The sequence below is a fragment of the Streptomyces sp. NPDC058637 genome, from assembly GCF_042717325.1.
GTDB lineage: Bacteria > Actinomycetota > Actinomycetes > Streptomycetales > Streptomycetaceae > Streptomyces.
Map to the genome: position 1 here is coordinate 123,529 of NZ_JBHXRD010000013.1, position 14,883 is coordinate 138,411.

A 14,883-nucleotide genomic window follows, 5' to 3' on the forward strand; every position below is an offset into this window, starting at 1 on the left:
CAAGCTTCCTTGAGGTCATAGCGTGCCATGCGTACGGAACCCGACTCCGGAGGCACTCGCATGGACATGGAAGTCACCGCGTGGACATCGCTCCACAGTGCGATGAACGCGCAGGAGGACCGCAGGCCCTTCACCCGTGCCACACTGCGCCGCATCGCGGCGTTCGCCCGGCCGCACCGGGGGCGGATCGGCCGCTTCCTGCTGCTGAGTGTGGTCACCGCCCTGCTCGCGGTGGCCACACCGGTGCTCGCCGGCCGCGTCGTGAACGCGATCGTGCGGGGCGACGGGAGCGGCACGGTCACCCGGCTCGCCCTGCTCATCGCCCTCATCGCCGTCTGCGAGGCGGGGCTCGGCCTGCTCACCCGGTGGCTGTCCGCCACGCTGGGCGAAGGACTGATCCTCGATCTGCGGACCGCCGTCTTCGACCACGTGCAGCGGATGCCGGTCGCCTTCTTCACCCGGACCCGCACCGGTGCGCTGGTCAGCAGGCTCAACAACGACGTGATCGGGGCGCAGCGGGCGTTCAGCAACACGCTCTCGGGGGTCGTCTCCAACATCGTCACCCTGCTGCTGACCCTGGCCGTGATGCTCACCATCTCCTGGCAGATCACCCTGCTCGCCCTGGTCCTGCTGCCGGTGTTCGTCGTACCGGCACGCCGGATGGGCTCCCGCATGGCGGCGCTCCAGCGGGAGGCCGCGGGCCACAACGCGACCATGGGCACCCAGATGACGGAGCGCTTCTCGGCACCGGGGGCGACGCTCGTCAAGCTCTTCGGGCGTCCCTCCGAGGAGTCCGCCGCGTTCGCCGCCCGCGCGGGCCGGGTCCGTGACATCGGCATCCGGACGGCGATGCTGCAGTCCACCTTCATCACGGCACTCACCCTGGTGTCCGCGCTGGCCCTGGCCCTGGTCTACGGCCTGGGCGGTTACCACGCGCTGAGCGGCAGCCTGGAGCCCGGTGCCGTGGTGGCCCTCGCCCTGCTCCTCACCCGGCTGTACGCCCCGCTGACGGCGCTGGCCGGTGCCCGGGTCGAGGTGATGAGCGCGATGGTCAGCTTCGAGCGGGTCTTCGAGATCCTCGACCTGAAGCCGCTGATCGCGGAGAAGCCGGACGCCCGCCGGGTGCCGGACGGGCCGGTGTCCGTCGAGTTCGACGGGGTGTCCTTCGGCTACCCGGCCGCCGACAAGGTCTCCCTCGCCTCGCTGGAGGAGGTCGCGACGCTCGACACCCGGGGCGGTACCCAGGTCCTGCACGACGTGTCCTTCACCGCCGCACCGGGCCGGATGGTCGCGCTCGTCGGCTCGTCCGGTGCGGGGAAGTCGACGATCGCGCAGTTGCTGCCGCGGCTGTACGACACCGACGAGGGTGCCGTACGGCTGAACGGCGTCGACGTACGCGATCTGACCGCGGACTCGATCCGCGAGACGCTCGGCATGGTCACCCAGGACGGGCACCTCTTCCACGAGTCGGTGCGCGCCAACCTGCTGCTCGCCCGGCCCGACGCGAGCGAGGACGACATCTGGGACGCGCTGCGCCGCTCCCGCCTGGACGGGCTCGTGGCCTCGCTGCCCGCGGGTCTGGACACGGTCGTCGGCGAACGCGGCTACCGGCTCTCCGGTGGGGAGCGGCAGCGGCTGACGATCGCCCGGCTGCTGCTGGCCCGTCAGCGGGTCGTGATCCTGGACGAGGCGACCGCGCACCTGGACTCCACTTCGGAGGCGGCCGTCCAGGAGGCCCTGGCCGAAGCCCTGGAGGGCCGTACGGCCGTGGTGATCGCGCACCGGCTCTCGACGGTGCGGGCCGCCGATCTGATCCTGGTCGTGGAGGAGGGCCGGGTCGTCGAACGGGGCACCCACGAGGAGCTGCTGGCCGTCGGGGGGCGTTACGAGGAGCTGTACCGCACCCAGTTCGAGCGGCCCGGAACGGAGGAGGTGGCCCGGCCCGTCGGCTGACCGCCGCATCCCACGGACTCCGCTCCGTGCCCCCACCGTGCGGCCTGATGTGGTTCAGGTGCGGAGCCGGACCAGGCGCTCCGCACCTCGGTGCTTCCGTCGACCTCGACCACTCTGCCGCCTGATCGCCGCCCTCGGCTCCGGACCCTCACCGCTCGCCTGGGGGCACGCTCATCGCCAGGAGCGCGGTGTCGTCGTCGAGTCCCTCGCCGAAGGAGTCCAGGAGTGCGACAAGGGCTTCGACGGTACCGGCGGCCGAGGTGGGGGCGAGGGACCGCGCGAAGTCCAGGAGCGCCTCGTCGCCGTAGCGTTCACCCGCGTTCCCGGTACGCGCCTCGGTCAGTCCGTCGGTGTGGAGCAGCAGGGTGTCACCGGGGCCCAGGTGCATGGTGGTGGTGGTGAACTGCGCGTCCCGCACGACGCCGACCAGCTGGCCGCCCGGCGTCGGCACGGGGTCGGCGCTGCCGTCGGCACGCAGCAGCACGGCAGGGGGGTGGCCGCCACCGGCCAGGACGACATGGAATCCCGCGTCGTTCCCCACGGGGGTGAGCAGGCCGAAAATCACCGTGCAGAAGGTCGGTTCGTCCGCATGGAAATGCTGGTCGAGCGCGGTGTTGAGGTTGCCCAGGACCGTGGCCGGTACGGGATCGGAGACCGCTGCGGCGCGCAGGGTGTACCGCGCCAGGGACGTCACCACTGCCGCCCCGGCACCCTTGCCGCGCACGTCCCCGATGAAGAACCCCCAGCGTCCGGCGGCCAGCGGGAACAGATCGTAGAAGTCACCGCCCACCTCGTCGGGGGAGGCGAAGTGGTAGTGCGCGGCGACGTCCAGGCCCGGAACCGGTTCGAGAGCCGGCGGGATCAGGGTGCGCTGCAGGGTCGTGGCAAGGCGCTGCAGGCGTTCGCGGTCGTGCTCGGCCTCCTGCCGGGCTCGCAGGAGTTCACGCTCGTAGGCACGCCTGTCCCGGGCGTCCAGGAGGGTGGTGCGGATCAGCAGGGGTTCGCCGTCGCTCCCCTGCTTGACGGTGGAGGTGACCAGGACGGGCAGCCGGCTGCCGTCCGCGGCCTTGAGTTCCAGGGCGATGCCGTTGACCTCGCCCTGCATCCGCAGCAGCGGTGAGAAGTGCGTCTCGTGGTACAGCCTGCCGCCGATGGTCAGCAGGTCGGAGAACTGTCTGTGGCCGACCAGTTCGTCGCGACGGTAGCCGAGCCATTTCAGCAGCGTTCCGTTGACCTTGGCGATCCGCCCGTCCATCAGTGTGGAGAGGTAGCCGCACGGCGCGTTCTCGTACAGGTCCTCGACGCTGTCCTCCAGCAGGGCCGAGAACGACAGCTGCTCCTGGTCACGGTCCCCTGCCGCCCACAGCCCGTCGGTGTCGCCGTCGCCCGGGGACACCGTCACGGCCCCTGCACGAAAGCGATGATCGCCTCGGCCGTCTCCTCGGGGGCGCTCAACTGGGGGCAATGGCCCGTCGAGTCCAGAGTGACCAGTTCACTGCCGGGGATCTGCGCGTGGACGAAGGCGCCCACCTCGCGGGGGGCCATCGTGTCGTGCGCGCTCTCGGCGATGAGCGTCGGAACGGTCACCTCGGCGAGATCCGCCCGGTTGTCGGACAGGAAGGTCGCTCGCGCGAAGACCCGGGCGATCTCCGGATCCGTTCGGCAGAAGCTGTTGGTCAGCTCCTCACCCAGTTCGGGACGCTCCGGGTTCCCCATGATCACCGGTGCCATTGTCGCGGACCAGCCCAGGTAGTTGCTGTCCAGCGACTCGAGCAGTTCGTCGATGTCCTGCTCGCTGAATCCGCCCCGGTAGTCGCCGTCATCGATGTATGACGGCGAGGGGGTGAGGAGGACCAGCCTGTCGAAGAGCCCGGGCTCCTGGACGGCGGCAAGAACACCGATCATGGAGCTGACCGAATGCCCGACGAAGGTCAGGGGACCGAGGCCCAGCTCCTGGCAGATCTCGATCACGTCCTGCGAGTAGCCGTCCAGGGTGGAGTACCGCTCGGGGCTCCACGCGGACACATCGGAATGCCCGGCCCCCACATGATCGAAGCGGACCACACGGAAGTGCTTTTCCAGTGCGGGCGCGACGAGACGCCACAGGTTCTGATCGCATCCGAATCCGTGGGCGAGCATCACCACCGGGCCGCTCTCCCGGCCCGTCACCCGTACCCGGTTCCTCTTCCGCACGTCCATGGGACCATCCTGGCACCCCCGGCACATGACGGCCTGGTCTGCCGGAGGAAGGCCGCCCACCCGTGTGGATCACCCTGCGTGACCGCCGACGTGCGCTCACGACGGGAGCGCGGGTCGGCTGCCGCCCCGGTCACCATCCCGGTCACGCTGCGCGAGGGCGGCCACCGACGCTCCCGCGCTGACCGACCGGGCCCGTGGCCTGCGCCGCTAGGTGAACCGCAGCTCCGCCGGATGTGTCACCCGCCGCAGGAACGGCAACGATGTCGCTGCGGCCAGCAGGCAGGCCGCATAGACGCCCACGGGGACGAGGAGCGGGAGCAGCGGTACTGCCCCGCCGACGACGCCGGCGTAGCACACGTACACCACTGTCCCTCCGAGTCCCGCGAGCAGGAGCGCCGGTGCCAGCGGGAGCGCGGTCTCCAGGAGCGCGGCCCGGGCCAGGACGGCGTGCGGCACCCCGGCCGCGGCCTGGACGGCGAGGCCCTTTCGGCGGGTGGCCAGTGACTCCGCGGTCCCTACGGCGAGTCCGCAGAGGCTGATCGCCAGGGCGACCAGGACGGCGGCTCCGGCCACGCCGATGCCGGCGGTGTAGAACCTCAGGTCCATCGCCAGGTGGTCCTTCGCGTGCAGGTCGGCGAGCAGAACGGCCCGCACTCCCACGAAGCCCACCCCGACGACGGTGACCAGCAGGAGCGCGGCGTGGGTGCGCGCGGCCGCCCAGGGGTCCTGCGCGAGGCGGCTCGCGGCGATGAGAACCGCCGGATGTTGCGCACGCGGGGTGAGCCGTCGGCCCAGGAAGGACGCCGATGCCCCGGCCGTCCAGATGGCGCCCGCCCCGGTGACGAACACCAGGGCCAGGACCAGCAGCGGGAACGCCACGAAGCTGAGGCTGCTGGGGGTGAGCACGAGCAGGCCCGCCACGGCGATCAGTACGCCCGCGAACAGGAAGCCGAACACCGCCCGGCGCCCCCGGTCCGGGCCCGTGCGGCGCATCTGGTCGAGCGGCGAGGCGACCACGTGACGCAGGGCGAAGACACTGACCAGGGCGGCGGCCACGGGCACGGCGAGGACGATCGCCGTGAAGCCCACCCAGGCCACTGGGGGCGGCGCGTACCCCGTGACGGCGAGCAGTACGGCGAAGACGGCGAATGCTGCCAGCGCCCCGGGCAGCGAGGGAAACGTGGACTCGGCCGCGGCGATCCTCCGTACCCGCGCGGAGGACGCCCCGGTGAGCCGCATCGCGGCCGCCCGCCGGTGGCGGTGTACGGCGCCGATGCGGGCGCACTGGCCGAGGAACCCCAGCACGGGGATCAGGAGGAGCAGGAGCGCGAGCACCACACCGGCGCGCTCGCCGGGCCGGTTGAGCAGGCCGTGTCCGTACGGGATCGACACCTGCCCCGGTACGGCGGCGATCGTCACCGCCCCGAGCGCGAATCCCGTCGCAGCCACGGCGCCCAGCGCGGTGAGCAGGATCCTCCACCACTCGCGGCGCTCCGAGCCGCGCGCGAGAATCCAGGCGATGCGGATGTCAGCCTTCATGGCGAGCGACCTCCTGATCGGTGACGGATGCGGATCCGGAACGCACGGTCCCGTCCCGCAGCCACACCTCTCGGTCCGCGTACGCGGCGGTCTGCGCGTCATGGGTGATCAGCAGGACCGCGGTGCCCGATTCCCGGGCGGCGTGCACCAGGGCGGTCATCACCTGTTCGCCGGCGAGCGAGTCGAGGGCGCCGGTTGGTTCGTCGGCGAAGACGGCCTTCGGCCCGGTGACCAGGGCCCGTGCCAGTGCGACCCGTTGGCTCTGGCCGCCACTCATCCCACCGGGGCGCAGGTCCGCCTGGCCGCGGATCCCGAAGCGCTCCAGCCACTCGCCGGCCTGCTCGTTCGCCGGGCCTCGGCGGATCCCCGAGAGCAGCAGGGGCAGTGCCACATTGTCGAGCGCGGTGAGCTCGGGGATCAGCTGTCCGAACTGGAACACCACCCCGAATTCGCCGCGCCGCAGCTCGCTGAGCCGTTCCTCGGACGCCCGGTCGAGCTGCTCTCTCCCGTAGCTGACGACGCCCTCGTCGGGCCGCACGATCCCAGCCAGGCAGTGCAGCAGGGTGGATTTCCCGCTGCCGCTGGTACCGGTGACGGCGAGGATCTCGCCCGCGTGGAGGTCGAGCGAGGCGCCTCGCAGTGCCTCGGTCCGGCCGTACGACTTCTTCAGACCGCGTGCCGTGATCAGCGCGGTCTCCCCCCGGAAGAGCTGTCCGTCCGGTGTTCTCATGATGCGTTGACCTCCGCGGTCAGGGTGTCGATGCGGGCGGCGGTGGTGGTCATCCACCGCACGTCGGCGTCGAGATGGGCAAGCGCGTAGTCGGCCGAAAGCACCGTGCTGAGATCGGCGCCCGGTGTGGTCTTGAGTGCGGTGAGCTCGCGCATCCGCTCCATGTGGGCGGCACGCTGGGCCAGCAGGTGCGTCGCCGCGTCCGGTGTCCGGCCGTCGCGCGCCGGCCGGGTGCCGGCTGCCGCGACCAGGATCGAGACGACGACCTTCGCGAAGATCTCGTTCGTCACGAAGGGGGCCGGAGCGGTGATCTCGCCGGCCCACCGGGCCAGTTCAAGCGATCCCTCGTCCGTGGAACGGTAGAGGGTGCGCTCGGGACCGCCGTCGGAATCGGTGCCCTCGACGGCGGCCAGCCCGTCCCGGACGAGGCGTTGCAGAGTCGTGTAGACCTGCCCGTAGGCGAGCGGGCGGGCCTGCGGGAAGCGTGCGTCGTACTGTCGCTTGAGGTCGTAGCCGTGGCAGGGACCGGCGGCGAGCAGGCCCAGGAGGACATGGCGGGTGCTCATGGCCTGACTATATACTCGGTACATGTACTGAGTGAATAGTCATAGGGGAACGACAACGGGAAGCGGATGGCGGGACGAAGGCCGTGAGCGCGCGGAAGGGCCTCGGCCGCCGTGGCGGCCGAGGCCCTTTCCGATGGGGCTCCCCGGGTCAGGTCACCTGTCCAGCCACTTCTTCCAGGTGTCCGGGTTCTCCTCGATCCAGCGCTCGGCGGCCTCGTCGGGCGCCAGCCGTTCGGAGGCGATCAGTTCGGAGACCTCGTTCTGGTCCTTCTCCGACCAGTTGAACCTCTTGAGGAAGGCCGCCGCGTCCCCGCCCCGCCGGGAGAAGTCCGCGTTGAGGTACTTCTGGAGCGGGGTCGTCGGGTAGGCGCAGTCGATGTCCTCCGGAGCCTTGGCCGCGCACGCGTCGGAGTACTCCGGGAGTTCCACCTCGACCATCGGCACCTCGTTGAACAGCCACTGCGGCTGGTACCAGTAGCTCAGGAAGGGCTTCTCCTCCTTGGCGAACTGCTGGATCTGGGTGATCTGCGCGGCCTCGGAGCCTGCGAAGACGACCTTGTAGTCCAGGCCGAGGTTCTTCACCAGCGCCTTGTCGTTGGTGACGTAGGACGGCGAACCGTCCATCAGCTGGCCCTTGTCGCCGCTCTCGGGGGTGCGCAGCTCGTCGGCGTACTTGTCGAGGTTCTTCCACTCGGTGACGTCGGGGTGCTCGTCCGCCCAGTACTTCGGGACGTACCAGCCGATGTGGCCCGTGACGCCGAGGTCGCCGCCGGGGACGATGGTCTTCTTGTCCTCGATGTACAGCATCTCCTGGTCCGGATGGCCCCAGTCCTCCAGGATGGCGTCCACCCGGCCCTGGCTGAGGGCGTCCCAGGCGGGGACCTCGTCGGTCTGTACGAGGTCGACGCGGTAGCCCAGTTCGTCCTCCAGGAGTTTCCGGGCGACGGCCACGTTGGCCTGGGCGCCGACCCAGGACTGCACGGAGAGCGTGACGGTCCTGATGTCGGCGGGGGCCGCGAACGGGGACGCCTGCTTGGTCATGTCCGCGGCGCCGCAGCCGGTGCCGGCCAGCAGGGCGGCGGCCGAGGCCACGGCCGCGGAGGTGCGCAGGCGTGCGCGGGTCCGGGTGCGAGCCATGTCAGCTCTCCTCATGCCGGCGGCGGGTGGTGGGCTGGGTGACCCGGTCCAGCATCAGTCCCAGGCAGACGATGGCCCCGCCGGCGACGAGGCCGGTGGCGAGGTCGCCCTGGGCGAGGCCGAACACGACCTCGTAGCCCAGCGCGCCGGAGCCGACGAGACCGCCGATGATGACGACGGCGAGGACCAGGACGACGCCCTGGTTGACGGCGAGCAGCAGGGCGGGCCTGGCCAGTGGCAGCTGGACCTGGCGCAGTTGCTGTCCGGGCGTGGCGCCGAGTGAGCGGGCGCACTCCATCGCGGCGGGGTCCACGCCCCGCAGGCCCTGGGTGGTGATGCGGACGACGGCGGGCAGCGCGTAGACGACGGCCGCGGCGGCGGCGGGGGCGCGGCCGACGCCGAAGAGGGCGACGACGGGGATCAGGTAGACGAACTGCGGCATCGTCTGGAAGACGTCCAGGACGGGGCGCAGCATTCGTTCGAGTCGGGAGCTGCGTGCGGCGCCGATGGCGACGGTGAAGCCCAGGACGAGGGTGACGGCGACGGCCGCGAGTACCTGGCTGAGCGTGTCCATGGAGAGTTCCCAGACGCCGAGGACTCCGATGGCGGCCATGGCGAGCACGGCGGTGAGCGCGGTGCGCCAGGTGCCGATGGTCCAGGCGAGTGCGGCGACGATCAGCAGGACGGACCACCAGGGCAGGCCCTGCAGTCCCCCGGCACTGTTCCGCGCCGGTGGACCGGGATGGAGCACACCAGCGGCCTGGACACCTCTCCGGTCCGGCGGAATGTATGCCGAGCGATTCACCCTGGGTGACATGACTCACGAGCGGCACCGGCACCGGTGCGGATGTGTCTCTCACAGGTCACGGCCGCGTCGCCGCGCGTGCCGGGGGAGCACGGCGAACTTGAGGCCTCGGGCTCCGTACGCGTGATCGCCGTCCCGGGCCCGGCGGGCCCACCGATGTGCGGGGCTTCTCACACCCTTCTCCTCCCGGGACCGACGGGCATGGGGGCATGGGGGCCGCGGGTGGGGACCGGCCCCGAAGACCGGACCGGGGACCGAGAATCCGGCTGAGGACCGGCAACACGGCCGGGGCGCGAGTGCGACCGGCTGGCGGCGGGCACGGTGGGAACGGCCGGCGGCCCGGTGTGTCCGTACACACCGGGCCGCCGTCTTCGTGGAACGCCCTGGTCAGGCGACGGTCACCGTCCCCGTCCCCTCCTCCGTCGCGCCGGAGTCCTCGACGCTCACGCGGTACGCACGGTCGGTCCCCTCGGCGGTGACGTGCACCCCGGAGCCGTCCCGTACGACGTGGAACGCCGCGGCACGGGCACCCGTGAGGTCCGGCACGGTGACGGTCCGCTCACCGCCGCCGGAGCCGAACACCCGCAGGGTGAGGCCGTCCAGCCAGTCGCTGTCCGGGCGCTGGTCGTCGGCGCCCCACGGGAGTACGGCGCCGTCCCTGGCCAGCAGGGGCAGGCTGTCGAAGCCGTGCGTCTCGTGCCGCCATGCGGGGCCGGTGATCCGTTCGCCGGTGAGCAGCGAGGTCCAGGTGCCCTCCGGGACGTAGTACTCGACCTCGCCGTCCTCCGTGAAGACCGGGGCGACCAGCAGGTCCGGGCCGAGCATGTACTGCCGGTCCAGGGTGCGGGTGGCCGGGTCGCCGGGGAACTCGACCAGCATGGGGCGCATCATCGGGACGCCCGTGCGGTGGGCCTCGGTGGCCACTCCGTACAGGTAGGGCATCAGACGGTGCTTGAGCAGGGTGAACTTCCGTGTCACGTCCACCGCTTCCTCGCCGAACGCCCACGGCACCCGGTAGGAGACGTTGCCGTGCAGCCTGCTGTGCGAGGAGAGCAGGCCGAAGGCGAGCCAGCGCTTGAAGACCGCCGGGTCGGGGGTCCCCTCGAAGCCGCCGATGTCGTGGCTCCAGAAGCCGAAGCCGGACAGCGACAGGGAGAGGCCACCGCGCAGGGACTCGGCCATCGCGCCGAACGAGGCGAAGCAGTCGCCGCCCCAGTGCACGGGGAACTGCTGGCCGCCGGCTGTGGCGGAGCGGGCGAAGAGGACCGCCTCGCCCGTGCCGCGCTCCTTCTCCAGGAGTTCGAAGACGGTGCGGTTGTAGAGCTGCGCGTAGTAGTTGTGCATGCGCTCCGGGTCGGAGCCGTCGTGCCAGACGACGTCCGTGGGGATGCGCTCGCCGAAGTCCGTCTTGAAGCAGTCGACGCCCTGGTCGAGGAGCATCCGCAGCTTGCTGTCGTACCAGTCGCGGGCAGCCGGGCTGGTGAAGTCGACCAGCGCCATGCCGGGCTGCCACAGGTCCCACTGCCAGATGTCGCCGTTGGGCCGCCGCACCAGGTGGCCGAGCTCGGCGCCTTCCGCGAACAGCACCGACTTCTGGGCGATGTACGGGTTGATCCACATGCTGATGCGCAGCCCGCGCGCCTTGAGCCGGGCCAGCATGCCTTCCGGGTCGGGGAAGACCTCGGGGTCCCAGAGGAAGTCCGACCACTGGTACTCACGCATCCAGAAGCAGTCGAAGTGGAAGACGCTGAGCGGGATGTCCCGTTCGGCCATCCCGTCGACGAAGGAGGTGACGGTCTCCTCGTCGTAGGACGTGCAGAACGAGGTGGTCAGCCAGAGGCCGAACGACCAGGCCGGCGGCAGGGCCGGGCGGCCGGTGAGGGCCGTGTAGCGGGCCAGGACGTCCTTGGGCGTGGGGCCGGCGACGATGTAGTACTCCAGCGTCTGGTCCTCGACGCTGAACTGCACCTGCCCGACGGACTCCGAGCCCACCTCGAAGGAGACCTTGCCGGGGTGGTTGACGAAGACGCCGTAGCCGCGCGAGGAGAGGTAGAACGGGATGTTCTTGTACGCCTGGTCGCTGCTGGTGCCGCCGTCGGCCTGCCAGATGTCGACGGTCTGGCCGTTCTTGACGTACGGGGTGAACCGCTCGCCGAGGCCGTAGACGTTCTCCCCGACGCCCAGCGCGAGTTGGGTGATCATGTGGTGGGCACCGTCGGGCGTGGTGGCGAAGGCCGTGCCCTTGGCGTCGACTCCGGTGAGGCGCCGCCCGTCCGCGTCGAGGAACGAGATGCCCCAGGGCCCGTCGCCGTCCATGCGCAACGTCAGCGGACCGCTGGTGAGTTCGGTGACGGCGCCGTCCCTGCGGGTGCGGGCGGCGGGTGCGGTGCCGTCGCCCGCCCCCGGCAGGAGGTCGAAGTCGGGGCCGCGCCGGGCCTTCCCGGCGTGGTGGGTGGTGCGTACGCCGATGACGCCTTCGGCCGGGGAGAAGCATTCGACGGTGATCAGCGGGGTGTTGAGCGTGTCGCCGCGGGCCGCCACCCGCTTGACTGCGGCGTACGCGGTGAACCGGCCTTCCTCGACGCGCAGATCGCGGATCTCGGTCGCGTAGGAGGCGCTGACGCCCTCACGCATGAGCCAGAAGCCGTCGGTGAACCTCATGAGGACTCCTTGCCGTGTTCACGGGGAAGCGGTCGGGGGGCGGGGGCGTGCCGCACGGCCGTCATGCGGTGAACCCGAGGCCGGCGAGGCGGACGGATCCCCGCAGGGTGACGCGCACGTCGTGCACCCCGGCGATGTCGAGCGGGGTCTCGACGGTGCGGTAGTCGTACGGTCCGGTCGTGGCGGGGACCACGAGCTCGGCCGTCCGCCCGTCCACCGTCAGCGAGACGGACCCGGCACCCGCGGCCAAGGCGGTGACCGCCCGCACGCCGCCGCCGAAGTCGCAGGCACGGAAGAGCAGTTGGCCGGTGTCCTCGACGGGGGTGACGGTGTCGCCCGCCACCTTCGTACGGTCGAGGATCTCCGTGCCCTGCTGCTCGTCGTAGTCGGCGGCCTCCAGGCCGTGCGTCACGACGGGGCGCGGGCCGGACGGCTCGCCGTCGACGACCGTGGTGGTGGTGAGCCGGATGTCGGTGCTGGAGGCGCCGGCCAGGATCTCGTACGTGCCGGGCTCGACGGTCCAGCGGCCGTGCGCCACGCTCCAATGGCCGAGCTCCGCCACGGGCACGAGGAGTTCGACACGTTCGGCGGCGCCCGGCGCGAGGTGCACGCGTCGGTGGCCGACCAGCTTGCGCAGCGGGAGGCCGGCGGCGGGGGCCGCCGCCCGGACGTAGAGCTGGGCCACCTCGTCGGCGGCGCCCGCCCCGTCGTTGGTGACGGTCAGCGACACCCGCAGATCCTCGCCGTCCGCCTCCGCCGTCAGGCCGCTGTAGGTGAAGTTGGCGTAGGCCAGCCCGTGTCCGAAGGGGAAGAGGGGGGTGCCGTCGAAGTACAGGTACGTCTGGCGGGAGCCGATGATGTCGTAGTCGAGCAGGCCCGGCAGGTCGGCGTCGCAGGCGTACCAGGTCTGCGGGAGCCGGCCGGCCGGGGACACGTCGCCGGCGAGGATGCGGGCGAGCGCGGTGCCCGCCGCCTGGCCGCCGTGCGCGGTCCACAGCAGGGCGGGCAGTTCGGCCGCCGCGTCGGTGACCGCGTAGGGGTAGGCGGAGGTGAGGACGAGGACGGTGCGCGGGTTGGCGGCGCGCGCGGTGCGCCACAGCCGGTCCTGCTGTGCGGGCAGGTCCAGGGTCGTGCGGTCCTCGGTCTCGCGGCCGTTGATGTGGGGGTCGTTGCCGGCGACGACGATCACGGTGTCGGCGGCTGCCGCGACCCGGGCCACGGCGTCCTCGCCGCGCTCGACGGTCTGTGTCGTGAAGACCGTGGCGTCGGCGGCGGGAATCTTTTCGCCGGACACGGCAACCTTCGCGCCGTCGGCGGCGACTGTGACGTATCCACCGGTCCCGATGTGCAGAAGGCGGTGCCCGCCGTCGTGTCCCTCCACCGCTTCCAGGCGGAACGTCTCCTGGACGATCCAGCCGCCCGGCTCGTCCGCGGACGCCCGGACGTATCCGTCGTCGGCGACCGAGAGGTAGAGGCCTTCGTCGGTACGGAAGGTGAGGACGCCGTCGCCCCAGTCGACGAGGGCCAGGTCGGTGGCGGTGTCGCCGCAGGTCAGCGGCGGCAGGTCGGTGCGGCCGGCGAGGAGTGCCGGGTCGAGGGCGCCTTCCGCGCCGCGGGCCTCGCCACCCTTGGCGGGAGCGGTCTCGGGTACCCGCAGCCAGCCGTCGGCGCACCGCAGCCGGACGCGGTCGGCGCCTTCGGCGAAGAGGACGTTGTCCGCGCCGTACCGCTCACGGAGCCCGTCCAGCGGGGTGGAGCGGTGCAGCAGCGTGCCGCTGTACCAGTCGAGCTTGCAGGCGTCGGCGAGGAGTCCGACGACGGCGACGGTCCGGCCCTCGCGCGGTTCCAGGGGCAGCAGTCCGTCGTTCTTGAGCAGGACGACGGACTGTTCCGCGGCTTCCAGGGCGAGCGCCCGGTGCCCGGCGGTGTCGAAGTCGGTGACGTCCGCGTAGGGGTCGAGTTCCGGGTCGAACTCGCCGAGCGCGAAGCGCAGGGCGAGCAGTCTGCGGACGGCCGTGTCGATGTCGCTCTCGTCGAGCAGGCCCTTGGCGAGTGCGTCGCGGATCCGGCCGGTCATGACCGTGGAGTCCTGGCCGTGGTCGGTGAAGCTGTCGACGCCGGCCTTCAGGGAGGCGGCGGTGGCTTCCTCGTGGGTGTCGAAGTAGTGCTCGGAGTCGACCAGGTTGGAGGGCGCGCCCGCGTCCGAGCAGACGACGAGCGGCTGTTCGGTCCAGCCGCGCAGCTGCTGTCCCAGGAGCGGGGAGACGTGGTTGGGGCGGCCGTTGACCAGGTTGTAGGCGGGCATGACACCGGCCACCGCTCCGGCCTTCACCGCGTCGCGGAAGGCGCGCAGGTCGTACTCGTGCAGGACGCGCGGGCGGACCGAGGAGGAGGCGGTGTCGCGGTCGGTCTCGTTGTTGTGGGCGAGCCAGTGCTTGAGGACGGGGGCGGTGCGCCAGTAGCGGGTGTCGTCGCCGCGCAGGCCCCGGGTGTAGGCGACGGCGATGGCGGAGGTGAGCGCCGGGTCCTCGGCGTACCCCTCCTCGCCGCGGCCCCACAGCGGGTGACGCAGCAGGTTCACTGTCGGGGCCCAGACGTTGAGGCCGACGCGGTCGTCCTGGGCGCGCTTGGCACGTACCTCGTTGCCGACGGCCTCGCCGACCCGGCGGACCAGCTCGTCGTTCCAGGTGGCGCCGAGCCCGACGGCCTGGGGGAAGACCGTGGCGGGTCCCATCCAGGCGACTCCGTGCAGGACCTCCTGTCCGGTACGGAACGGACCGATCCCCAGACGCTCCACCGCGGGGGCGAACTGGTGCAGCATCGCGATCCGCTCGTCGAGCGTGAGCCGCCCGAGCAGGTCGTCGGTGCGCAGGGCGAAGGAGAGCTGCGGGTCGCGGAAGGGAAGCGGATGGTCCGTCACGTGCGGGTCCCCTTGGAGAGGTGGGAGGTTTTCCGGTCTTCAAGCCGCGAAAGGACCCTCGATCCGAGGAGAAGATCTTTCGAAGCGCTTCGATGCTCTGCGGCCGACCCCGTGGGTGTCAAGGGCACAGCATCCTCAACCGGGTGCATCTCGGGCACGTCGCGCCGGAAACGGTTCGGAAACAGGTCGGAGGAATCTGGAAACGGACTCTTGTGCGACCGGTCCCCTTCACTTAACCTCGCTGCAACATCGAAGCGCTTCGACAGTATCGAACCGCTTCATCTCGGCCGGAGATGTCGCAGCCGGCTCGGCCAGTAACGCCCCACCTCAGACACAGGAACCGAACGGCGGTCGCCCGCCGTGTGTCGTCCTG

The 14,883-nt window shown here is 71.3% G+C and carries 9 protein-coding genes and 1 pseudogene; 1 reads left to right on the forward strand and 9 read right to left on the reverse strand.

The annotated features are described in order from the left end of the window. Positions 1–60 precede the first annotated feature (60 nt). Complete coding sequence (locus tag ACFWVP_RS15925) at positions 61–1,953, forward strand: ABC transporter ATP-binding protein (protein ID WP_384497045.1); 1,893 nt, start codon at positions 61–63, stop codon at positions 1,951–1,953. 148 nt (positions 1,954–2,101) lie between these two features. Here the strand turns inward: ACFWVP_RS15925 and ACFWVP_RS15930 are convergent, their stop codons facing one another. The 9 genes and pseudogenes from ACFWVP_RS15930 to ACFWVP_RS15970 form a co-directional block, all read right to left on the reverse strand. After that, positions 2,102–3,355, reverse strand: coding sequence for a PP2C family protein-serine/threonine phosphatase (locus tag ACFWVP_RS15930; protein WP_384497046.1), 1,254 nt, complete (start codon positions 3,353–3,355; stop codon positions 2,102–2,104). Then, positions 3,352–4,152, reverse strand: coding sequence for an alpha/beta fold hydrolase (locus ACFWVP_RS15935; protein WP_384497048.1), 801 nt, complete (start codon positions 4,150–4,152; stop codon positions 3,352–3,354). Before ACFWVP_RS15935 ends, ACFWVP_RS15930 begins: the two co-directional genes overlap by 4 nt. Positions 4,153–4,359: 207 nt before the next feature. Continuing rightward, positions 4,360–5,691, reverse strand: coding sequence for an FtsX-like permease family protein (locus ACFWVP_RS15940; RefSeq protein WP_384497049.1), 1,332 nt, complete (start codon positions 5,689–5,691; stop codon positions 4,360–4,362). Then, a complete protein-coding gene (locus ACFWVP_RS15945) occupies positions 5,681–6,421 on the reverse strand; it encodes an ABC transporter ATP-binding protein (protein WP_384497050.1) in 741 nt (246 codons plus the stop codon). Before ACFWVP_RS15945 ends, ACFWVP_RS15940 begins: the two co-directional genes overlap by 11 nt. Further along, the gene (locus ACFWVP_RS15950) at positions 6,418–6,987 is read right to left on the reverse strand and encodes a PadR family transcriptional regulator (protein WP_384497051.1); all 570 of its coding nucleotides are present in this window, start codon (positions 6,985–6,987) and stop codon (positions 6,418–6,420) included. The genes ACFWVP_RS15945 and ACFWVP_RS15950 overlap by 4 nt, the downstream gene beginning before the upstream one ends. A gap of 153 nt (positions 6,988–7,140) precedes the next feature. Next, positions 7,141–8,124 carry an ABC transporter substrate-binding protein gene (locus ACFWVP_RS15955; RefSeq protein WP_384497052.1) on the reverse strand — a complete coding sequence of 328 codons (984 nt, stop codon included), beginning with the start codon at positions 8,122–8,124 and terminating at the stop codon, positions 7,141–7,143. A 1-nt stretch (position 8,125) separates the two neighbouring features. After that, positions 8,126–8,836 (reverse strand): annotated as a pseudogene (locus tag ACFWVP_RS15960) (ABC transporter permease); the annotation flags it as partial. Positions 8,837–9,316: 480 nt separating this feature from the next. Further along, positions 9,317–11,590 carry an alpha-xylosidase gene (gene yicI, locus ACFWVP_RS15965; RefSeq protein ID WP_384497053.1) on the reverse strand — a complete coding sequence of 758 codons (2,274 nt, stop codon included), beginning with the start codon at positions 11,588–11,590 and terminating at the stop codon, positions 9,317–9,319. A gap of 61 nt (positions 11,591–11,651) precedes the next feature. Then, positions 11,652–14,510 carry a glycoside hydrolase family 3 C-terminal domain-containing protein gene (locus ACFWVP_RS15970; protein ID WP_384497055.1) on the reverse strand — a complete coding sequence of 953 codons (2,859 nt, stop codon included), beginning with the start codon at positions 14,508–14,510 and terminating at the stop codon, positions 11,652–11,654. Between the last annotated feature and the right edge of the window lie 373 nt (positions 14,511–14,883).